The organism is Rhodococcus sp. DMF-1, from assembly GCF_021441945.1.
Classification (GTDB): Bacteria; Actinomycetota; Actinomycetes; order Mycobacteriales; family Mycobacteriaceae; genus Rhodococcus; species Rhodococcus ruber.
Genome location: NZ_CP090442.1, coordinates 3,304,151 through 3,325,744, shown reverse-complemented (window position 1 = coordinate 3,325,744; position 21,594 = coordinate 3,304,151). Strand labels below are relative to the sequence as shown.

Here is a 21,594-nt window from a genome sequence, read left to right as displayed (position 1 = left end):
CACGGATCACTTCTTGTCAAAGACTCGCGAGGTTCCCGAGATGAACGACAACACACCCGCCTGGTGGAATCTGCTCGACGACGATGCCCAGGCCGCGGCCCGGATGATCACCCAGGTCCTGCAGAAACCCATCCGGCACATGCGGCCGGAGCAGACCCGGGCGCTCTTGAACACGGCTCCACCCGACGAGCCGATCACGCCCCTGGACCAGGTCCGACAACTGATCGTGCCGACCCGCGCAGGTACGATCCGGGCTCGCCTGTACCGCGCGGACCGGGTCGGCGGCGACGGCAGTACTCCTGCCCTCGTCTACCTGCACGGCGGTGGTTTCGTCCTGGGAACCCTGGACGGAGCCGGCGAACTGTGCCGCGCGATCGCCGCCGGATCCGGATGGACGGTCGTGTCCCTGGACTACCGTCTGGCTCCCGAAAACCCCTACCCGGCAGCGCTGGAAGACTGCATCGACGGCTACGAATGGCTGATCCGGACAGCACCGGAGCTCGGCATCGATCCGGGGCGCATCGCGGTCGGGGGCGACTCCGCGGGCGGCAATCTTGCCGCCGCCCTGTGCCTGTATCGACGCGACGAGCGCAGCCTCCCCCCGGTCGCCCAGGTGCTCGCCTATCCCGCCGTCGACGGGACGTTCACCGCCCCGTCGTGGTCGGACTTCGCCGACGCGCCGCTGTTGAGCACCGCGGACGCGCGCTGGTGCTGGGACCAATACATCGGCCCGGAACATCGGACGGACGACCACCTCGCGGCACCCATGCGCGCCGAGTCGTTGCGCGGCCTGCCGCCTGCCCTGGTCCTGACCGCAGAGGTCGACCCGATCCGGGACGACGCTGAGGCGTACGCGGTACGACTGCGGCGCGACGGCGTCCCCGTCTCGCTGACCAGGTATGCCGGCGTCTTCCACGGATTCTTCACCGAGATCGGCGTGTTCGCGCAGGCGAAGCAAGCGGTCGACGAGGTGTGTCGGTACTTGCGCGAGATCGCACGGGCGTAGCTCCGCACCGTGGGGCGGTGGCGACGCTGGAGAGCCGGGATCGCGCCCCGCCAACGCAGATCCGGGAGCGGGCGTCGACGACGGGAAGAAGGCCGGCTCCGGCCGTGTTCCGCAGACGGTTCGGTCCCGCTTTCACCACCGACGAACGGTCACCACTGCAGAACGGGACTGCGGCATCGCCGGTTGGGGTGATGGTGAAAGCGCTCGTCGTCGGTCATGTCAGGGCCTGGTAGCAGCGGCGACCGGCTAGCCTGCTCCGGATGAGATTCCTGGTCGGCTGTTCCTACGTCAGCGTGGTGTGCGCACTGTTGATCGCAGGGTGGATGCTTCCCCAGTTGGTGACGACCGGGTACATCTCTGTCGGCGGCTCTCCGGCATTCGAGCCGTTGTTCGTTTATCCCGGGCTGGTCGGGTTCGTCGTCTGCATCATGGCCGCTGCGGCGTCGCTGATCTTGTTCGTGCGCCGCCGGCTCACCTCGGCAGGGCACCGCCTCATCGCGACCGGCCAGGTGGCAACGGTGGCGTTGTTCGTCGCGTGCATCGCATCGTTGTGGCTGCCCTCGGCGACCGGGTGGGAACTCGTGGCGCTGCCCGGAACAATGCTGATCGGCCAGACGGTAGTAGGGGCCGGCCTCGTGGTGTCGAGATCAGCGGAGCGGTCCTGACTCACGCGCTGTGGTCAGGACCGCTGCCGCACCTGATCTCTTCGCTCCGGTCGAGTAGTGGGTCGAGCAGCACGATCGGTACGGCCGGCAACCGTGCCGAGAGAACGCCTCCCAGGTCGGGTGGGTAGGCGGTCGTGCCGGCACTGGTAGAGGTTGCGCCGAGGCCCACCATGCCGCCGATAGGTGCTGGTTGTCAGACCGGCGCGGCCGCCGAACGTCCCTGCAGGGCCGACTCGACCAGATTGCTCGTGGGCAGCGTCGCGCCGGACTTCACGGCGGCGATCCACTCGGAGGTCGTGGTGACCGCGGCGAAGTTGGACTGCAACAACACCATCAGCGTGGCGTGCAGGGACTGAGCGGAGACCTGCCCCGCCTGATTGGCGAGATGGATCGCGCCGGTGGCGTCGGAGAGGATCTCGGTGGCGAATCCGAGCGCCTCGGCTTCCGCGGCGGTCGCGAGGTCGCAGTTGTTGGTCATGAAGCCGACGATGGTGACGGTGTCGACCTCGCGGGCACGCAGCCACTCGGCCACGTCGGTGCCTGCGAAGACGCTCGCGTACTGCTTGTCGACCCGCTTGCACGCCGGGTCGATGCGCCGCTCGATCTCCGGATGCAGCGACCACCCGGTCGAGCCCTCGACGAAGACGGGGGCGCCGTCGGGCATGCGGTGCTGGACGACGACGATCGGCACGTCGTGGGCCGCGGCGGCGTCGAGAGCGGCGGCGATGTTGGCGAGCGACTCCTCACGCGGCGGATGCTGGATCTCGAGCGGGCCGTCGAAGTATTCCTGCTGGACGTCGACGACGACGAGGGCGCGGCGGGGTGCGGTCACAGTGTTCTCCCGGGTGTTCGAGGGGGTTTCGCGCCCCGGCGGGGCGCCTCCCGTTCGATTGTTCCCGCGCGCTACCCTGACCGTGAGTGGCACTAATGCACACTTTCGATGAAGTCGGGCCAATTCGGGAGGATCGGATGCGCATCGCCGTCTACGCCTTCGACGGCATCACCATGTTCCACCTCGCCGCACCGCTGATGGTGTTCGGCGAGGTGAGCCGGCTCGATCTCGCTCCGGACTGGCAGACCCGATTGTGGAGCGACCGGGCCGGGTCGGTCCGCACCGCCGAGGGGTACCCGATCGGAGAGGTCGCCGGGCCGGAGGCGGTCGACTGGGCCGACATCGTGATCGTCCCGTCGTGGTCCCATCCCCCGGAGCCGGTCGGGGACACCTTGAAAGAGATTCTGTACCAGGCACATGCGCGGGGCGCCGTGATCGCCGGCTTGTGCCTGGGCGCCTTCGCCGTCGCCGAGGCCGGACTGCTCGACGGTCGCTCGGCGGTCACCCACTGGGAGGCGATGCCGCTGCTCGCCGAACGCTGCCCCGGCACGGAGGTGGACTCGTCGGTGCTCTACATCGACCACGACGACGTCCTGACCTCCGCGGGGACCGCCTCGGCGATCGACGCCTGCCTGCACCTGGTGCGCAAGCACCTCGGCTCGGCGATCGCCGCCCGCGTGGCCCGGCACCTGGTCGTGGCTCCGCACCGGGAAGGCGGACAGGCGCAGTACATCGAGCGTCCCCTCGCCCGGCCCGCCACCGACACCGCGATCGCCGAGGTGCTCGAGTGGGCGCTGACCCGGCTCGACGAACCGCTCACGGTCGACCGTCTCGCCGACCACGCGAAGATGAGCCGGCGCAGCTTCGTCCGCCACTTCCGGCAGGCCACCGGCACCACACCGGCACGCTGGATCCTCGAATGTCGCCTGCAGGAGGCGCGCGTTCTGCTCGAGACGACCGACTGGAGCATCGACGCCGTCGCGTCCGCGTGTGGCTTCCCAAGTCCCGTCACCTTCCGGCAGAACTTCGGTGCCGCCTTCGCGGTCACCCCGACGGCCTATCGGAGGCAGTTCGCATCGACCCCGCCGGTGCGCACGAAGTCACGGCTGTGACACCGGAAACCGATCCGCCGTCACCGCGGTGAGCCGGCCGCCGTTCGTCACCCGCACGATACGGCGGCTCGGAACGGTGGTGGGGGAGCGGCGACCGGAGAATACTCGAAGGTGTGCGGCTCGGAGTCCTCGACATCGGCTCGAACTCGGCGCAACTGCAGATCGTGCAGGCGCTGCCGGGGGCCCCACCGCTGCCGATCCACGCGGTCAAGACCTCCACGCTGCTGGGGGAGGCGATCGGCGACGACGGCTGCCTGGAGGAGGCCGGTATCGAACGCGTCTGCCAGGCCGTGAGCCGCACCCTCGCGGCGGCGCACCGGTACGAGGTGGAACAGCTGTACCCGTTCGTCACCGCGGCGATTCGTGACGCGGCGAACCGGGATGCGGTCCTCGAACAGATCCACGCCGAATGCGGGATCCGTCCGCAGTACCTGTCCGGGTTGCAGGAGGCCCGGTTGACGTATGTGGCGGTGCACCGCTGGTACGGATGGTCCGCGGGCCGAATCCTCATGCTCGACATCGGCGGCGGATCGATGGAGATCGCGTTCGGGCGCGACGCCGAACCGGAGTTCGTCCTGTCGCTGCCGCTCGGCGCCGGGCTGCTCACCCGCACCTATCTCCATTCCGACCCGCCGCGCCGGCGCCAGGTCAGGGAGTTGCGTCACTTCGTGCGCGACACGCTGAGCGAGTCGGCGGAGCGGCTGCGCTGGGAAGGAGAGTTCGGACGGGTGGTGGGCACGTCCAAGACGTTCAAGCAGCTGGCCCGGCTGACCGGCGCGGCGCCTCAGCGACGAGGCCCGTTCGTGCGCCGCACCCTGCGCCGCAGCGACGTGCACCGCTGGGCGGGACGGCTGACGCAGCTGCCGACGAGCGAGCGGGCGCGGCTGCGCGGCATCTCGCCCGCACGGGCCCGGCAGATCCCGGCCGGTGCGATCGTCGCCGACGAGGCGATGCGCGCGCTCGACGTCGATCTGCTCGACGTGAGTCCGTGGGCGCTGCGCGAGGGCGTGATGCTGCAGCACCTGGCGACGGTGACCGCCCCGGACGCCGCGTTGCCGCTGCAACCGCTGGTGCCCTCCGAGCCGGAGAAGGCGCAGCTGGTGTCGTTGCCGACGGAAGCGTCGAGGCGAACGGGATTCGCGTGACGGGACACTACTCGCGGAGCATCGCCCACGTGCGCGGCCCGTCGCCGGGCAGGTCCACCGCCCCGACGACGTCGAACCCGAGCCTGCGGTAGAACGCGACGTTCCGCTCCGACGACGTCTCGAGATACGCCGGTACCCCCGCCCCGCGGGCTTCCCCGAGGCCGGGACCGAGGACCGCGCCGCCCAGACCCGAGCCCTGCCGGTCCGGATCGACGGCGACGGTCGCGAGGAACCACGCCGGCTCGGTGGGCCGCAGCGGCGCCAGCGCCTCCTCCGCGGCCGCCGCCGCGCCGGCCCGATCGCCGGACAGTTCGGCGACGCGGCCGGCGATGCGTGCGAAAGCCTCTGGCATGCCGGTGGATTCGGGGATGGTCCACACCGCGACGGCCGAGGCGTCGTCGGACACCCACACCCGCCCGCAGCGCAGACCGATCTCGGTCAGGTACAACCGCTGCAACTCCTCGACGCGGCGCAGGTGGTCGCGGGCATCGACGGTGTGGCGGGTGAAGGGATAGTCCGCGAAGGCGCGCGCCAGGGTGCGGGTCGCGCGGTCGACGTCGGCGGGCTCGGCGGGGCGGATCTCGGTCATCGCGCCGAGCGTAGAGGCACGCCTGCGACGCCGCGAGTTCTTTTCAGTTCCTCACAGTCGCGTGACGGGGTGCTTTCCGGTCTCCGGCCGCTCGGCATCGCGTCCATGCCGGAGCCGTGGGGACACGCCCTGCCCGGCCCCGACTGATCGCACCCGACTCCGCGGATCGCATCATGTGCACCAGTCATACTTCGGTCATGCTTGCAGTATGACCGTCAAGTTCACGATCAGTCTCCCGGACGAGGATGTCCACGTCCTCGACGAGTACATCCGGGATCACGGGCTCCGCGGCCGGTCGGCGGGAGTCCGAGCCGCTGTCCGCCTGCTCGCGGCAGCCGGACTCGAACGGGACTACGCCACGGCCTTTGCAGAAGTCGACACAGACGACGCGTGGGACGTCACCACGGCCGACACCGAATGATCCGCCGAGCGCAGATCCACTGGGTCGATCCGGACCCTGTGCAGGGTAGCGAGGCGGCCAAGCGTCGGCCGGCAGTGGTGGTAAGCAACGACCGCGCCAACGCGACCGCCGAGAACCTGGGCAGAGGAGTGGTCACCGTCGTTCCTCTGATCGCCAGCACCTCACACGTCTTTCCGTTCCAGGTACTCGTGGAACCCGACGAGTCGGGTCTGGCCAGAGCGTCGAAAGCTCAGGCAGAACAGGTACGTTCGGTGTCCGTGCGCCGCCTGGACGCCGAACCTGTCGGAAAACTCGGGGTGAGAACACTCGCAGCGCTCGACGAAGCGCTACGGCTGCATCTCGATCTGCGCTGACGGCCACGACGTCTGGCCGGGCGATCGCGGGGAGTTGCGGTCGCATTGCCGGTCGAGGTCCGTCACCCTGGTTCTCATCGCCTGACCGGGGCAGTGGGGCGGATCTCGAACCGCTCGGGGATCCGCAGCCATGCGGTGCTCACCGTCGACCAGTCCCCGACGCCGGGCCACGGCCCGGACTGGCTGTGCCGGTAGCCGCCCGCCTCGTACCGGTCGTACGGCACTTCCGACAGCCGCGGATGGGCGCACAGCAGGCCGAGGGCCGACAGGTGCACCGCGTCCCACCGCTCGGCGATCGACGGCCAGTCCGGGACGTGCGCGCCGCGGTAGTCGAGCGGATGCGCGGCGATCAGCTCGGCCCAGTCGTCGGCGGTGTCGATCCGGACGATCCGCGCGACGTCCGGGTCGAAGTGCACCGTGTAGCGGGCGGGGTCGGTCGCGCTGCGCAGGTTCTCGCCGCTGGCGCCCCACGTGTCGGATGTCCCGTCGTCGAGGGGTGTCGCGGTCCAGAACGCGCCGTCGGGCAGCGCGCCGGGCCGCGCGCGGTTGCGCACCCGTGGCACGCTCAGTTCGGTGACGGCGCCCTGATGCACCTGCGGGCTGACCAGCGTGTCGCGGCTCGGCGCGCGCAGGGCTGCGCAGATCGCCTCGCTCATCTCACGGACGGCGGGGGAGGCGACGGGCAGATCCAGGATCTCGTTGGCGCCGTTGCCGTAGAGGTATTCGCCGATGATCCGCAGCGTGTCCTCGACGAAATCCTCCAGCGAGCCGGCCTCGACGAACTCGGTGACGGACGTCTGCGGATCCGCGGTGCGGTCGGCACGTAGATACCACTGGACGAGCATGCGGCCCGGCACCGTGTCGAGCAGGTTCGCCGCCACATCGGAACACATGATCGACATGGTGCCGCATCGGTCACGCTGTCGGCGCAAATCGATCGGACCCCGGACGCCGAGGCGGAGCGCCGTGGGTTTCGGCGCGTGTCACACCGTACGCGTCGGAGGGTCCCCGGCGGTCCTGGCGGAGACGCCGGGCTGCCGGTTCCTGGCAGCGACGCCCACGGTCCGGCGCGAACCGGACGAGGCCCTCGTCGTCGAATGGCCCGCCCGATGCGTCTTCGATACGGACGAACAAACCTGACAGAAGGTGTCAGGGTAAACGACGTGGTCTACTACCGGCTTCATCCGCACTGGATGACCGTCTACGCCGCCGACATCACGAAGCTCACCGGGGCGTCCCGGTCCTGATTCGGACCGGCCCTCACCTGCCGTCGACAGAGCGGACGGTCTTCCTGCCGGGTCGGCAAGAGGCTACCGTTCGCGCATGCGTGCAGCCGTGGTCGTCGCCTGTCTGATCGCGGCGACCGCATGCGCGCCACCACCGCCACCCGAGGCGCCGGAGCCGCCGCCACCGGCGCGCGTCGCCGTCGACCACCGCGGCCTGACCCTGGACGGAAAACCGTGGTGGCCGGCCGGGCTCAACGCGTACCAGCTCGCGTCCGACTGGGACGTCAACGGCGGCTGCGGCGCGCAGGTGGACCTGGATGCGTACTTCTCGTCCCTGCCCTCGACGTCGCTGACCCGGTTCAACGCCTTCCAGGCGCTCGCCCTGAACCGGGTGACGGGGACGCTGGACTTCTCCGCGATCGACGCCGTGTTCGCCGCGGCGGAACGAAACGGGCAGCTCGTGATGCCGGTGCTGTCCCCGCAGGACGGCGCGTGCGGCAACGAGCTGTACAAGGACCGGGCCTGGTACGAGCACGGCTGGACCACGCGTCGGGCACCCTTCGCGGTGAGCTTCGCGGACTGGGTGCGGCTGGCAGTGGACCGATGGCGAGTCTCACCCGCGCTCGCCGCGTGGGACCTGCTGGGCGAGCCCGAGCCGGGCGTGTGCGGCGACGAGGCGTGCAGCCTGCCGCGACGTTCGTGCCCGGCCGACTCGGCGCAGCTGCTGCGGTCGTGGACCGACGCGGTCGGCCGCATCGTGCGCGAGACCGATCCGCGGCACCCGATCACCCTCGGCCTGATCGGCGGGGACCAGTGCGGCAGCGCCGGGGACGGCTACGCGCAACTCGCGCAGTCGCCCTACCTCGACGTGCTGCAGTACCACGACTACGACGACGCGGCGTGGCTGCCGGTGCGCCTCGGCCAGGTCACCAAGCCGATCCTGGTGGCCGAACTCGGCATCGAAGCCGGCAGTTGCCTGTCGCTCACCGAACGTGCCCGGCGGGTGGACGAGGTTCTGACCGGCTACCGCGAGGACGGTGCCGCCGGCGCGTTGCTGTGGGCGTTCGTGCCCGATCCGCGCACCGGCGAGTGCACGTACGACATCGGCCCCGGCGATCCGGTGCGTGACGTGCTGGCGCGGCACGGGAGCCGCTGACCTGGCCGTCGAGTCGTTTGTCGAGTCCGGGCGGTCAACCACTCGAGGTTTGAAGAGGCTGCTCCGGAGGCGAATACAGTTGATCAGCGCAATGCACTCGACAGCGAGCGCGCTTCGTTCCTGGCCGGTCGTCGTGGCGAACCCGCATTCCTCCTGCAGCGGTCCGGCTACTTCACGGAGGACGGAACTTGTCGTCTCTGGGGAGCAGGTCCTGCCGGTCTCCGTCCCGACCGTTCGGCCTCCACGAAGAACCGGAGAACCAGCGCCCCCGCGTGTGCGACACCGGGGTCGACCCGGATCCGCGCAGAGCCGGCCTCGATCCGACAGCGGCCCCGGCGTCCGGTGCGGGACGTGCTCCCGGCACGGATCCGCTGAAATGCGCCGTGTCGTCCCACGAGTGCACGGACGTGCGCCCGACCGTCGTCTAGCATCGAGCCACCGTGCGCCGGGTCGCTCGAACGGACGTGTCCGCCAGACGGATACGACCGAGACCCGGGACGGCGAGCCCGCGGCCGCGGTGCTCCGGCGAAGGGGAGGAACTGCGGTATGAGGCGATCCCGGGGGTTCTGGTCGGTGGCGACGTTCCTGGCGGTGTCGATGTCGGCGTGCTCCACCGAGTCGCCGCCGTCCGAACCGGCGGCGCCCGATTCCGCGCCGGCGCACCTCGCGTCGGCGCCGGTGGAGGCCGGCGGGGTCGAGCTCACCGCGGAACTACCGGAGGGGGCGGTCACGGTTGAAGGGGCGGCCGGGGTGGCGCCGGTCGGCACCGAGCTGGTCGTCGATGCGCTCGACCCCGTCGACACCGGCGACGACGCGGCACTGCGCTTGAGTCGGCCGGCCGCGTCGATCACCCTCGGAGACGGGCAGCAGCCCGAGTCGGCGCTGACCGTCCGATTCCGGATTCCGGACGGTGACGACACGTTCGACGGCCTGACCGACGATCAGCAGCCCGTCGTGGTCGCACGGAGTGATCGCAACCCGGACGTCTCCGAGCTGCTGCCCGCGACGTGGGACGAGGCCACCCGGACACTCTCCGCCGAGACGACGCACCTGTCGGAGTTCCGTGGCGGACTCGTCGACTTCTCCGAGATCCGGCAGACCGTCGAGGAGAACGTGGAGGGCTTCTTCGGCACGTCGATCGACGAACCGGCGTGCCACGGTCAGCCGGTGACGATCGGCGAGGTCACCTACGATGCGATCACCCCGGGTGAGAAGGTCGTCTACCCGTGCCTGGCCGAGGAGAACGGCAAGCTCGTGGTGTCGCTTCACTCGAACTCTTCCCTCGGCTGGATCGCCCGGTCGACGCCGTCGCCCACGGAGCGGGCGGAGACCACCGAACTGTCGGTGGGTGCAGCCGGTAACTCGATCGTCTACGGGTCGATCCTTGCGTCCGACGTCGGCGACGGCGCGTTGCTGCACCCGCTGGGCGTCACCGATCTGGTGTACGACACCGCCGACGTGCCACGCACGATCGACCTGCGCGTGCACGCCGCGATGTCGCTGGTCGACGCCGCCGCGCACGGCCTGTCGATGGTGTGGGGTGGGAACACACTGCTCGAGATGACCAACCCAGGTGACATCGTCGCCACCTTGGACTGCATGGGCGACCCGATCACGATGGAGGGCATCGTGTCGGCAAGCGACCGGGAGGCAGGGGACCTGAGCCGCAAGGCGATCGAGTGCACCACCACCGCCGGTGGGTGGGCCGTCAAATCGCCCAGCTTCTCGCCGGCCGGCACCGCGCGGGAGGCGTTGGGCAGCTTCGTCACCGGGATCGGTTCGCTGCCGAAGAGCGCCGGCTTGCTGGGGTCGATGGTGCAGGGGCTCGGCGGCGAATTCACCGGCCGCAACTCGGCGACGGTCGTCCTCCGCGCCCGCGGCGGCGATGCGGTGGACATGTCGGACGTGCCCGAGGAGGTGTACGCCATCGACCGTTTCGAACTCGACAACCAGATGACCGAACCGGTCCGCGCGGGCCGCAAGATCGGACCGTACCTGTATCAACTGTCGACCGGTGCGGACCCGGCCGTCGAGGTGTCGTACGGGTGGTCGGCCCGCACCGGTGACGATCGGTACAGCGGGGAGCACTGCCAGATCACGGTCACTCTCACCGGCCCGGACGGGGAGCGTCACGAGGACCACAAGTCCGCCCGCTGCTCCGACGGGTACGCGTCGTCGTTCGGTGGACTGACGAAGTTCCGGGTCACCACCCCGGGTCAGTACACGCTGCGGCTGCAGGATGCCGTCACCGGTCTGAGCGCGGAGTCGACGTTCAGTGTGGAGCGGTGAGACGGGCCGACGCACTCGACGCGACGGCTCGGGTCAGCTGGACGGTTCGCTCGCCGGGTGGGCCGGCAGGTGCGTCGCGGCCCAGCTGGCGAGCAGCTTGAGCCGGTCCTCGGAGTCGGTTGCGGGTTCGGCGGTGTAGATGGTCAGGTCCAGGACCCAGTCGTCGTCCGCGGCCAGATCGAGGGAGTGGTAGACGAGGTCGAGCGTTCCGACCACGGGATGGTTGAACTGCTTGTTCCCGGCGTGGTGGATGCGGACGTTGTGGGCCGCCCACCGGGTGCGGAATTCCTCACTGAGCGTGGACAGTTCGCCGACGAGCTGGCGCAGGTCCTTGTTGTGGGGATCGCGGCCGGCTTCGGCGCGCAGCAGCGCCACGGTGACGCTGGCGGCGCCGTCCCAGTCCGGGAAGTAGTCCTGGGCGCCCGGGTCGAGGAACTGGAACCGGGCGATGTTGGCGGGTCTGCGGTCGTCGGTGAACAGCGGCGAGTACAGGGCACGGCCGAGCGCGTTGGTGGCGAGGATGTCCATGCGTCCGTTGCGGACGAATGCGGCGGAGGCGGTCATCGAGTCGAGCATCCACTGCACCCGCGGCCGCACCTGGGCCTGCTTGCGGGCGCGGGGTGCGCGGTGGGTGGGCCGGGCGGCGCGGGCGAGGTCGAACAGGTAGGTGCGTTCGGCCTCGTCGAGCTGCAGTGCCCGGGCGACCGCCTCGAGGACGTCTTCGGAGACGCCGCCGATGTGACCCTTCTCCAGGCGGGTGTACCACTCGGTGCTCACCCCGGCCAGCACGGCCACCTCCTCGCGCCGCAGCCCGGGGACCCGGCGGCGCCCGCCGCCGGCGGGCAGCCCGACCTGCTGCGGGGTCAGCCGGGCCCGCCGGGTGGCGAGGAAGCTGCGGATGTCGGCGCGGTTGTCCACGCCGTCCACGGTACGTCCGGTGCGTCGCCGAGGGAGGTTGCGCTTGTACCCCCCATGAACGCGACCTCCCGCGCGGGCGGTGCACGGGGTTTCATGGAAGTCGGCCCGGAGACATGCCGGACCTCGAGTTCGACCATCAAGGAGCACCGTCATGCGAGGAGCAGTCCTGCACGCCCCCGGCGACGTCCGCGTCGAGGAACGCGACCGTCCGTCCCTCGTCGAACCCACCGACGCGATCATCCGGCTGTCCGCGACCTGCGTGTGCGGCTCGGACCTGTGGCCCTACCGCGGGGTCGAGACCTACGACGGCCCGATCCCCATGGGCCACGAGTACGTCGGCGTCGTCGAGGAGATCGGCGAGGACGTCACCAGCATCGAGGTCGGCGACTTCGTCGTCGGGTCGTTCTTCGCGTCCGACAACACCTGCGAGATCTGCCGCGCCGGCTATCAGAGTTCGTGCGTCCACCGGGTGATCATGGGCATGCTCGGGTCCCAGGCCGAGTTCCTGCGGGTTCCGCTCGCGGACGGGACGCTGGTGGCCACACCGGGCATGCCCGACCCCGACCTGATCCCGTCGCTGCTGGCTGCCTCGGACGTCCTCGGCACCGGATGGTTCGGTGCGGTCGCCGCCGAAGCCGGACCGGGCAAGACCGTCGCGGTCGTCGGCGATGGCGCCGTCGGCCTGCTCGCGGTGCTCGCGGCGAAGCAGCTGGGTGCCGAGCGGATCATCGCGATGAGCCGCCACGAACCGCGCCAGCGGCTGGCCCGCGAGTTCGGTGCCACCGACATCGTCGTCGAGCGCGGCGACGCGGGCGTCGCCCGGGTCAAGGAGCTCACCGGCGGGCTGGGGGCGCACTCGGTGATCGAGGCCGTCGGCACCCAGGAGTCGATGATGCAGGCCATCCGGTCCACTCGGCCCGGCGGGCACGTCGGCTACGTCGGCGTCGCGCACGACGTGCAGCTGCCCGGCGACGAGCTGTTCTTCTCCCACGTGCACCTGCACGGCGGTCCGGCCCCGGTCCGGCAGTACCTGCCCGAGCTGATCGACCTGATCTGGAATCGAACGATCGATCCGGGCAAGGTGTTCGACCTCGAGTTGCCCCTCGGGAAGGCCGCCGAAGGCTACAAGGCCATGGACGAGCGAAGCGCCATCAAGGTCCTGCTCCGCCCCTGACCCCGACCGCCACCGACCGGCGGCCACCACCTCGAGTCTGCCGCACGGCCGACTCACAACTCATCAGGAGCCGTTCGTTCATGCCTGCCTCCCTGACCTCGGACCGCCACGACGACCACCGGGTCGCCGTGGGCAAGGTCGGCAGCGTTTCGGGCCCCGGAACCGGAGGTCGGGCGCTGGGCGTCGTGCTGAGCCTGCTCACCGTCTTCGGCCCGATCTCGATGGACCTGTACCTGCCGGTCCTGCCCGCGCTCACCGCCGACCTCGGGGCGAGCACGTCGGCCGCGCAGCTGACCGTCACCGCGTGCCTGCTCGGGCTCGCGCTCGGGCAGGTCGTCGCGGGTCCGCTCTCGGACCGGTTCGGCCGCCGTCGCCCGCTGCTGCTCGGCGTCGCTGCCTACATCGTGGCGTCCGCCTGGTGCGCGGTGAGCCCGACCATCGAGATGCTCGTCGCGGCGCGCCTGGTGCAGGGGTTGACCGGCGCGGTCGGCATCGTCATCGCCCAGGCCGCCGGCCGGGATCTGTATTCCGGCGTCCGGCTGCTGCGCTACTACGGCCGGCTGACGATCCTCGGCGGCCTGGCCGCCATCGTCGGCCCGGTCATCGGTGGACAGCTGGCGACGGTCACCGACTGGCGGGGCACCTTCGTGTTCCTGGCCGTCGTGGGCGTGGCCATCCTCGTCGCGAGTGCCGTTGTGCTGCGTGAGACGCTGCCGTCCGGCAGCCGGCGAACCGGTGGCCTGGCCGACACCGGGCGGGTGTTCCGCCGGTTGCTGGCCGACCGGGTGTTCCTCGGCGCAGTCCTCGTCACGGGGTTCGTCAACGCCGCACTGTTCGCCTATCTCAGCGGCGCCACTTTCGTGCTCCAGGGCATCTACGGCCTGTCACCGCAGGGCTATTCGTACGCTTTCGGTCTGAACTCGTTGGGATTCATGGTCTTCGGCTTCCTCGCCGGACGCACCGCGGAGCGGTGGTCCGTCCGGGGCACCCTGGTCGCCGGTCTGATCATGGTGGTGGCCGGCGCCGGTGGGGTGTTGCTCACCGCCGCTGCGGATCTGCCCCTGGCCACGATGGTCGTCTCACTGCTCATGATGGTCAGTGGGGTGGCGGTCACGACACCACCGTCGACTTCCCTTGCACTGGAAAACTATCCCGACGTCGCCGGTTCGGCCGCCTCACTGCTCGGGCTGGCCCGCTTCGCATTCGGCGGCCTCACCGCACCCCTCGTCGGCCTCGCCGGTCCGGGGACCGCGGTGCCGCTGGGCGTCGTCACCGTCACCGCGGCCCTGCTCGGGGTCGGCGGCTACGTCCTGCTCCGCCGACCGGCAGCCGACGTGCCGGAACGCGCTGCGTTCACCTGACCCTTCAGCCTGCCCGGCGTCACCGCGATCCTCAGCCCGGGACTACAACCCTGTGCCGTCCCGCGACACCTGAGCGCGTACCGAGACGCACTCGAACAACCCACCTATGGAGGCCCGGTGAACACGCGCAGCCGTCGCCGGGACGTTTTCATCTTCGGGCTGGTCATCGTCATTCTCGCGGTGACGACATACCTGGACCCGCCGTACGCGTAACCGCCGGCCTATCGAGCAGGTCGGTGATCGGCACCCGAGGGCGCGACGTGAGGCGTAGGAGAATTGGAAAGCTCGGCCGCGAAAGAGTCTCGGTTGGTGCACACCAGTGTCGACTCTTTGCCTGAGCGTCACCCCGACTGACGTCAGATCCACCGCTTGTACTGCTCCACCGGCATCAACTTCGGGAAGAACTCACGTCGCAGATCCTTGATCAACGATGCATAGTTCGAGTCTTCAGTCTTTGCGGCGATGTCCAAACAGTGGAACGCGGCATTCAACGGATCAGGCTTCACCGCTGTGGAAACAACGTGCATCCCCCGTAGAGCGGCAGATATCTCGGCATTCTCGACATCGTTGCCGGTGACGGTCGTGTCGATAGCCGGATCGTCGTCGAATGCCTGCCGCAGTGCCTGGGACTCGTGTTCCCCGAAAGGGTGCGGTAATGGCTCGTCCCGATCCAAGGCGGCCAGTGCCGGGCGAATCCATTCGATCTCTGCGATGCCTGCAGTGGTATATACCCGGCGTGCTGCCCAGGCCGCGATGCGACGCAGTTTCGGGGACCGAGCACGGGTGATCGCATCGGCCAGGGGGCGGTCGAGACCGGCGATGCCCATCGCGTAGTAGTTGGCGCGGAGCTTGTCCGATGGCGGCCGCCCACCCCATCGGATGGCTTCGTCCTTCGCCCACTGGGCCATCCGGTCGTATCCGTACTTGACATAGAGAGTGGCGTCGCCGGCCGGATCGGGATCCCACCAGTTGCGCTCGGGATGGGTGACGATGCTCTGGTCCCACGCGGCATCGCACTTGTGCAACCGCGCCATCTCTCGCGGTTGCGTCGTCTGCCAAACCTGAACCAGGTAGTCTTCCGTCGGTTCGGTGACGGATTGCCCGGTGTAGGAATCACGTCCGCGGCCGAAAACCCGGAATCGATGCGGACCTCGTTTGATCGGCAGTTTCCGGAAGTCCGGAGCTTTCATTCCTTCCAGGGTGAGCACGTGTGCCGAGGCGGTGAACTCGACTGTGGCTTCCTCAATGACGCCCCATCCTTCGATACCGACCGGGGCCTCGGGTTCGCTGTCGAGGACATCGACGGTCAACCGGACCGGTCCCGAGGCGATGCCGGTCATAACCGTAGCGAAATTCGGGCCAACTTCGATGACGCTGCCGGTTTCCTCCGGCAGGTACGTTTCTCCGGTGGGTGTGCCGAGCACGAATTGGTGGTGGTCCGCGATGACGATTCCGTGTTGGATCACGACGAGACCGTATCGCGGGTGGTGACGCCCACGATTCAGGCGAGGTGTACTCGTTGCACCGTATTTCGTGACGATGGATCGACCAGCCACATCCCACCTGCGACGATCCACATTCGTCCTTCGCCGTCGTACGACACCTCCGGGTACGGCGAGAAGACAGCCAGACGGCACTTCAATGCAAAGGTGACCGGGTCGAGCACCGACAGCAGGCAGTGCCAATCACTGAGGGGGTTCGGTTCGACACTCAGGTCACCCCCGGGATGCACGACCCATACCCACGGCCCGGCCGTTCCGCCCACAGATCCCCTGATCGGAACACTCTCGACCTCACCGGCTGTCAGATCCGGCCGGATCGGTACCTGTCGTCCTCGCGGGTCGACCAATCGTCGCGGATCGTTCCCGACGAAGAACGTGCCCGTCAGCCGGGTGAGCGGGGGGCCGAGTCGGGTGCGCCCGTCCGCATCGATGACGAACAGCCTCGAGAAGTCGCCGTCGGTATCGGTGTCCGTTCCGGGGTGCAGCACACCCATAAATCCGTCTCTGCCAGGGTCCACGGCGCCTATCCGGCCGTCGAGCGGCTCGAGCTCCTGATGCCGTCCACCGGGCCACTGCAGGCTCACCGAGGTGTGCTCGCCGGTGCGTCGCCATGACAGCAACACTCCGTTGTATGCGGCAGAGCCGATGATTGGTTGCTCGTCGATCCGGACGACGGATCCGTCGAGACTGCAGCGGAAGATTCCGTCCCGTCCGACCACCCAACATCCGTCGTCGTCGGCATGTACCCAGCGGGGGCGGTGTGCAAGCCCGGCCAGAATCGCACCCGGAAAGCGGTATTCGCGCACAGTGCTCGGTTCTCGCAGTCGGATCACGGTGGGCAGTTCACGATCGACCACCCACACATCACGGTCATGGGCGGACACTGCGGCCGGGACGATGGTCGGCCGTACCGGTGGTGGCGGCACATCGTCGAGATCGAGGTCGACCAGCACCCCGCATTCGCGAACCGCGTCCTCCGCGGGTGACTCGGCTGCCGTCGGGTTGGTGTCGTCGCGGAACACTCCGGTCGCCGCCTCCACTTCCCGGAATGTCCGGGTGCCGGGGATCGGGATCCACCGTGGGTGACGTTTCGGTTCGGTGGGAGGCTGTTCGAACATCTGGTAACTGTCGGAGACCACTCGTGCTCGAAGGATCCGGCCCGTGGCGGAGCCGGTGGTGGCATAGCCGAGATCCCCGAACAACCGGCCGGTCAGTCGCTGCCTGCCGACCGTGGGGCGTCGGCTGTACCAGGTGGCCGTCCACCCGTCACCGCGTAGGAACAGTCGCCATTCCCACCACCGTTCCTCATCGGGAAATGCCGGCGAGGGAGCGGGTTGTCGTAGCGGGACACCGTCGTCGAGTGGTTCGACGTCGACCTCGACGGTGACGATGCTCGGATCTCCTGCGTCCGGTGGTGTCTCGGCGAACAGCAACCAGTACTGTCCGATCTCCCCGACTTCAGGTGGCGCGACCTCTCCATCGCAGATCGCCAGCTCTGTCACCAGCACCGACAGCGTCCGGTGCGGACGGACGGGCCCACGTGATGTCGGCATGCGGCCAGTGTGCCATCACACCCAGGGCCCGGACCGCAACGAACGAGGCGCTTCGGATCGAACTCCCTGAGCCGCAACAGCTCACTACCCCTCCACGTCGTCCTCAGTGGCAGGTTCCGCGTGTCCGGCAGGGTCGAAAATTCTCCCACTACTGAGTGTTGTCACCTACCAGTACTCAGTGTTACTTTGTACCGGTAGTCAGCGACACCAGGTACCGGGAGAGAGTGATGGGTAAGCAGGCGACCGAGATGCTCAAGGGAGTCCTCGAGGGCATCGTGCTCGCGATCCTCGCGACACGGCCCGCCTACGGGTACGAGATCACCACACAGTTACGCGAGCAGGGCTTCACGGACATCGCGGAGGGCACCGTCTACGCCCTACTCGTCCGGGTCGAGCAGCGAGACCTCGTCGACGTGGAAAAGGTTCCATCCGAGAAGGGCCCGCCGCGCAAGGTGTACACCCTCAACGCGCGGGGGCGAGACCAACTCAGCGAATTCTGGAGGAACTGGAGCTTCCTCGCAGAACGTATCGAACAGCTGCACGAAGGAGAGAAGTGATCATGGCCGCCAGATGGATCGAATTCCTCACCGGATCACTCGAGCAGAAGAAGCAGTTCAGGCGGTACAAGGCTCGGATCGAGAAGCTGCCGGAACCCTACGCAAGCACCGCGAAGGCCTTCCAGCGGTACCTCACCTACTACGGTGGCCTCACCGACGGCGGCACCCTCGTGACGATGCTCGGCGACTCCGCCGACCTGTGGGAGCGCGCCGCGGCCGACGGAACTCCGCTCCGGGAGATCGTCGGCGAAGACCCCGTCGAGTTCGCCGAGACGTTCGCGCAGGCCTACACCGGCGCGCAGTGGATCGACAAGGAGCGTGCTCGATTCACCAAGGCGATCGAGGACGCCGAACGTAAGGAGCAGCGATGACCACCGCGATCAGCGTCAAGGGCGTCGAGAAGTCGTACGAGCAGTTGCACGTGTTGCGCGGCGTCGACTTCGAGGTCGAGGCGGGCAGCATCTTCGCGTTGCTCGGCTCGAACGGCGCCGGCAAGACCACGCTCGTGAAGATCCTCGCCACGCTGCTGAAATCGGACGCCGGGCAAGCCGCCGTCGCCGGCTTCGACGTTGTCGAGGACGCCGCCGACGTACGCGAATCGATCAGCCTCACCGGCCAGTTCGCCGCCGTGGACGAGATTCTCAGCGGCCGGGAAAACCTCGTGCTGATTGCCAAACTGCGTCATCTACCCGATCCGCGGGTGGTGGCCGACCAGCTGCTCGAACGCTTCTCACTGACAGCAGCCGGGGACCGAAGGGTCTCGACGTACTCGGGAGGCATGCGCCGGCGCCTCGACATCGCGATGAGCCTCATCGGCAACCCGCCGATCGTGTTCCTCGACGAACCCACCACCGGGCTCGATCCGCAAGCGCGCATGGAGGTGTGGCAGGTCGTTCGAGACCTCGCCGCACGCGGCACGACCGTCCTCCTGACCACGCAGTACCTGGAGGAGGCCGAGCAGCTCGCCGACCGGATCGCGATCCTGCACGAGGGCCGGATCATCGTCGACGGCACCCTCCCCGAACTCAAGCGCCTGCTTCCCCCCTCGAAGGTGGAATACGTCGAGAAGCAGCCCACCCTCGAAGAGGTCTTCCTCAGCATCGTCGGTGGCGGCGCCGGCGTCGAAAATCCCAGTGCCACTGATGGAAAGGAACCGAAATGACCACCCATGTCGTCGCCGACACCGCGGCCCTCACCGGACGATCCCTGCGCCACATCACCCGCAGCCCCGACACCATCATCACGACCGCGGTCACGCCGGTGGCCATCATGTTGCTGTTCGTGTTCGTCCTCGGCGGCGCCATCGACACCGGCGCCGGAACGGGCACAGCCGCGTACGTGAGCTACCTGCTGCCCGGCATCCTGCTCATCACCGTCGCCTCGGGTGTCGCGTACACCTCGGTGCGACTGTTCGACGACCTGCAGGGCGGCATCGTGGAACGATTCCAGTCGATGCCGATCTCCCGGTCCTCGGTGTTGTGGTCACACGTCCTGACCTCACTGGTCGCCAACCTGACCGCACTGGCCATCGTCGTCGGGTTCGCCGTCCTCATGGGGTTCCGTTCCGGGGCAAACATCCTCGAATGGCTCACGGTCGCCGCAATCCTCACCCTGTTCACGCTGGCGCTGACCTGGCTCGCGGTCATCGCCGGCCTGTCGGCGAGCACCGTCGACGGCGCGGGGGCATTTGCCTACCCGCTCATCTTCCTGCCGTTCGTCAGCTCCGCCTTCGTGCCCACCGAGTCGATGCCGGGCCCGGTGCGGGCATTCGCCGACAACCAGCCCGTGACGTCGATCGTGAACGCGGTCCGCGACCTGCTCACAGGCCAGTCAGTGGCCGGCGACCTGTGGGTGGCCCTCGCCTGGTGTGCCGGCATCCTGGTCGCCTCGTACACCGCAGCGGTCATGATCTACCGACGCAGATTCTCCTGACCGTCATCACGCCGGAACAGTTGCAGCTCGCCCCCGTGACTCTCTCCACCTGACGCCGCAACTCTCAGACCGCTCGACCAGCCCCGATCGACGCTCGAATCGCCGCGCTGCACGCGGTCCAGAGAGCGGATCCGCATCTTCCGCCGCCCGCGCGCGAGGTGTTCTCGTACTCACTCAGCCTCCTCGAGGCGGAAAGGACGTGGCTCGCAGCGCGAGTCCAGGTACCGAATGACGGAGAAGACTGATTTCAAGAGGACGCTCGACGCCTATCAGGCACGACGGGGCAAGTTCCGCCTGGTCGACGTACCGACGATGCAGTACCTCATGATCGATGGTCATGGCGACCCCAATACCTCTCCCGACTTCGATCGGGCAGTCCGCGCACTGTACCCCGTGGCGTACAAGCTGAAGTTCGCCAGCAAGCGCGATCTGGACCAGGACTACGTCGTTCCGCCACTCGAGGGATTGTGGTGGGCGGACGACATGGATTCGTTTACCGCGGCGCGGGACAAATCACGATGGGACTGGACCATGATGATAATGACGCCGGACTGGATCGACCACGCGATGTTCGCCGCGGCCGTCGAACGCGCCGGAGCCGAGAATCGGCCGCAGGGCCTCGACGACGTCCGCCTCGAGACGCTTCACGAAGGCCGATGCGTGCAGACACTGCACGTCGGCCCCTTCGACGACGAAGCTGACGTACTCGCGCAACTTCACGAAGAGTTCGTCCCGGACAACGAATTGCGCCTGACCGGAAAGCATCACGAGATCTATCTCACCGACTTCCGCAGGACCGCGCCCGACCGACTGCGCACCATACTCCGACAGCCGGTCGCCCCAATCCTCTGACACCGAACGAGAGCACGATCTCGTCGAGTCCGGTCAGCCGGCGCTGCCGCCGGTGCCACTCCGGCATCGGTCGGCGATGAACCGGAGGCGGCGCTTCCGGCCTGCAAGTGGGAGGGGGCCGCCTGACGCTCGTTCGTCCACAACGATTCGGCAATAACTTGTGCGGCGTCGCGATGAGTTTTGCCCTCCGGGGCAGTCTGATCTGCATGGGCAAACTCATCTATGGCTTCAACGTGTCGGTGGACGGGTACATCGCCGATGCGCAAGGGAACATCGACTGGAGCGATCCGAGCGAAGAACTGCACCAGTACTGGAACGACTTCGAGCGGGAGACCGCCCTGTCGTTCTACGGGCGGCGGCTCTACGAACTGATGGCTGCCTACTGGCCGACTGCCGACAAGGCCCCGGACGCCACCCCTCTGATCGTCGACTTCGCCCGCATCTGGCGCGACATGCCCAAGGTCGTGTTCTCGCACACCCTGGAGTCCGTCGAGTGGAACTCCCGCCTGGAACGCGGTGACCCGGTCGAGGTGGTGACGAAGCTGAAAGCCGAAACCGACGGGACGCTGGAGGTGGCCGGCGCGACGCTGGCCGCACCGATCGTGCGGGCGGGACTGGTAGACGAGTACCGGCTCGTGGTCGCCCCCACCGCCGTGGGTGGCGGCACCCCGTTCTTTCCGACACTGCCGTCATGGATCTCGCTGCGACTGTTGGAGAACCGCACCTTCCCGGGTGGCACGGTCCTGCTGCGCTACGAGGCGAAACACGACTGATCGGCCATACACCGCCAGGCGAGGTGCGGATGCACTACGCGATACACGACTCGAGCGGCCCGCAATTACTGCTGCTGGACGGCGGCCGCGCGGAGTTACGAGAACGCTCTGGCGAAGTCGTTCTTCCAGAGCCTGAAAGACCGCTACGCCAGTCCGATCGGCGAGCCTCGGCGGGCCG

General features: G+C 68.4%; 22 protein-coding genes. 16 read left to right on the top strand and 6 right to left on the bottom strand.

Translation table 11 applies throughout. The annotated features are described in order from the left end of the window. The first annotated feature begins 40 nt into the window (after positions 1–40). Entirely contained in the window at positions 41–1,006 is a 966-nt protein-coding gene (locus LZP97_RS15055) for an alpha/beta hydrolase (protein WP_048773998.1), read from the top strand. 260 nt (positions 1,007–1,266) lie between these two features. Beyond that, positions 1,267–1,671 carry a hypothetical protein gene (locus tag LZP97_RS15050; protein WP_048774000.1) on the top strand — a complete coding sequence of 135 codons (405 nt, stop codon included), beginning with the start codon at positions 1,267–1,269 and terminating at the stop codon, positions 1,669–1,671. Between the two features lie 193 nt (positions 1,672–1,864). On the opposite strand, the gene LZP97_RS15045 is transcribed toward LZP97_RS15050, so the two are convergent. Beyond that, on the bottom strand, positions 1,865–2,503 hold the full coding sequence (locus tag LZP97_RS15045; RefSeq protein ID WP_048774002.1) for an isochorismatase family protein: 639 nt from the start codon (positions 2,501–2,503) through the stop codon (positions 1,865–1,867). Positions 2,504–2,640: 137 nt separating this feature from the next. Between LZP97_RS15045 and LZP97_RS15040 the strand changes: the two genes are divergently transcribed. Both LZP97_RS15040 and LZP97_RS15035 read left to right on the top strand, forming a co-directional pair. Next, entirely contained in the window at positions 2,641–3,615 is a 975-nt protein-coding gene (locus LZP97_RS15040) for a GlxA family transcriptional regulator (protein ID WP_017679963.1), read from the top strand. A gap of 113 nt (positions 3,616–3,728) precedes the next feature. Then, the gene (locus LZP97_RS15035) at positions 3,729–4,760 is read left to right on the top strand and encodes a Ppx/GppA phosphatase family protein (protein ID WP_040270287.1); all 1,032 of its coding nucleotides are present in this window, start codon (positions 3,729–3,731) and stop codon (positions 4,758–4,760) included. Between the two features lie 7 nt (positions 4,761–4,767). On the opposite strand, the gene LZP97_RS15030 is transcribed toward LZP97_RS15035, so the two are convergent. Beyond that, positions 4,768–5,349 (bottom strand): GNAT family N-acetyltransferase, encoded by a 582-nt coding sequence (locus LZP97_RS15030; protein WP_040270289.1) that lies wholly within the window; start codon positions 5,347–5,349, stop codon positions 4,768–4,770. A 208-nt stretch (positions 5,350–5,557) separates the two neighbouring features. Here LZP97_RS15030 and LZP97_RS15025 point away from each other — a divergent pair, with 208 nt between their 5' ends. Together LZP97_RS15025 and LZP97_RS15020 are read left to right on the top strand one after the other, a co-directional pair. Next, complete coding sequence (locus LZP97_RS15025) at positions 5,558–5,770, top strand: ribbon-helix-helix protein, CopG family (RefSeq protein ID WP_040270291.1); 213 nt, start codon at positions 5,558–5,560, stop codon at positions 5,768–5,770. Continuing rightward, on the top strand, positions 5,767–6,123 hold the full coding sequence (locus LZP97_RS15020) for a type II toxin-antitoxin system PemK/MazF family toxin (protein WP_048774004.1): 357 nt from the start codon (positions 5,767–5,769) through the stop codon (positions 6,121–6,123). The genes LZP97_RS15025 and LZP97_RS15020 overlap by 4 nt, the downstream gene beginning before the upstream one ends. Before the next feature lie 74 nt (positions 6,124–6,197). On the opposite strand, the gene LZP97_RS15015 is transcribed toward LZP97_RS15020, so the two are convergent. Next, positions 6,198–7,016: a hypothetical protein gene (locus LZP97_RS15015; RefSeq protein ID WP_234574725.1), complete on the bottom strand. Its 819-nt coding sequence runs from the start codon at positions 7,014–7,016 to the stop codon at positions 6,198–6,200. Positions 7,017–7,446: 430 nt separating this feature from the next. On the opposite strand from LZP97_RS15015, the gene LZP97_RS15010 reads away from it, so the two are divergent. Next, a complete protein-coding gene (locus LZP97_RS15010; RefSeq protein WP_048774008.1) occupies positions 7,447–8,505 on the top strand; it encodes a beta-mannosidase in 1,059 nt (352 codons plus the stop codon). Between the two features lie 546 nt (positions 8,506–9,051). Continuing rightward, the gene (locus tag LZP97_RS15005; RefSeq protein WP_059174979.1) at positions 9,052–10,794 is read left to right on the top strand and encodes a hypothetical protein; all 1,743 of its coding nucleotides are present in this window, start codon (positions 9,052–9,054) and stop codon (positions 10,792–10,794) included. Between the two features lie 33 nt (positions 10,795–10,827). Here LZP97_RS15005 and LZP97_RS15000 read toward each other — a convergent pair whose 3' ends face one another. Next, on the bottom strand, positions 10,828–11,721 hold the full coding sequence (locus LZP97_RS15000) for a helix-turn-helix transcriptional regulator (protein WP_040270298.1): 894 nt from the start codon (positions 11,719–11,721) through the stop codon (positions 10,828–10,830). A gap of 142 nt (positions 11,722–11,863) precedes the next feature. Here LZP97_RS15000 and LZP97_RS14995 point away from each other — a divergent pair, with 142 nt between their 5' ends. Together LZP97_RS14995 and LZP97_RS14990 are read left to right on the top strand one after the other, a co-directional pair. Further along, positions 11,864–12,886 carry a zinc-dependent alcohol dehydrogenase family protein gene (locus LZP97_RS14995; protein ID WP_048774012.1) on the top strand — a complete coding sequence of 341 codons (1,023 nt, stop codon included), beginning with the start codon at positions 11,864–11,866 and terminating at the stop codon, positions 12,884–12,886. Between the two features lie 80 nt (positions 12,887–12,966). Beyond that, positions 12,967–14,247, top strand: a complete 1,281-nt coding sequence (locus tag LZP97_RS14990; RefSeq protein ID WP_048774013.1) for a multidrug effflux MFS transporter — start codon at positions 12,967–12,969, stop codon at positions 14,245–14,247. Between the two features lie 356 nt (positions 14,248–14,603). On the opposite strand, the gene LZP97_RS14985 is transcribed toward LZP97_RS14990, so the two are convergent. Further along, entirely contained in the window at positions 14,604–15,713 is a 1,110-nt protein-coding gene (locus tag LZP97_RS14985; protein WP_048774015.1) for a hypothetical protein, read from the bottom strand. Positions 15,714–15,748: 35 nt separating this feature from the next. Beyond that, positions 15,749–17,302 carry a hypothetical protein gene (locus LZP97_RS14980; protein WP_234574724.1) on the bottom strand — a complete coding sequence of 518 codons (1,554 nt, stop codon included), beginning with the start codon at positions 17,300–17,302 and terminating at the stop codon, positions 15,749–15,751. Positions 17,303–17,529: 227 nt separating this feature from the next. Between LZP97_RS14980 and LZP97_RS14975 the strand changes: the two genes are divergently transcribed. From LZP97_RS14975 to LZP97_RS14950, 6 genes are all read left to right on the top strand, one after another. Next, positions 17,530–17,859 carry a PadR family transcriptional regulator gene (locus tag LZP97_RS14975; protein WP_040270325.1) on the top strand — a complete coding sequence of 110 codons (330 nt, stop codon included), beginning with the start codon at positions 17,530–17,532 and terminating at the stop codon, positions 17,857–17,859. A gap of 2 nt (positions 17,860–17,861) precedes the next feature. Further along, positions 17,862–18,230 carry a DUF1048 domain-containing protein gene (locus LZP97_RS14970; RefSeq protein WP_040270327.1) on the top strand — a complete coding sequence of 123 codons (369 nt, stop codon included), beginning with the start codon at positions 17,862–17,864 and terminating at the stop codon, positions 18,228–18,230. Beyond that, entirely contained in the window at positions 18,227–19,021 is a 795-nt protein-coding gene (locus LZP97_RS14965; RefSeq protein ID WP_048774019.1) for an ABC transporter ATP-binding protein, read from the top strand. Before LZP97_RS14970 ends, LZP97_RS14965 begins: the two co-directional genes overlap by 4 nt. Then, positions 19,018–19,791, top strand: a complete 774-nt coding sequence (locus tag LZP97_RS14960) for an ABC transporter permease (protein WP_048774021.1) — start codon at positions 19,018–19,020, stop codon at positions 19,789–19,791. Before LZP97_RS14965 ends, LZP97_RS14960 begins: the two co-directional genes overlap by 4 nt. Positions 19,792–20,019: 228 nt before the next feature. After that, positions 20,020–20,643: a GyrI-like domain-containing protein gene (locus LZP97_RS14955; RefSeq protein WP_048774022.1), complete on the top strand. Its 624-nt coding sequence runs from the start codon at positions 20,020–20,022 to the stop codon at positions 20,641–20,643. A 206-nt stretch (positions 20,644–20,849) separates the two neighbouring features. Further along, positions 20,850–21,416, top strand: coding sequence for a dihydrofolate reductase family protein (locus LZP97_RS14950; protein ID WP_029539935.1), 567 nt, complete (start codon positions 20,850–20,852; stop codon positions 21,414–21,416). Positions 21,417–21,594: the final 178 nt, after the last annotated feature.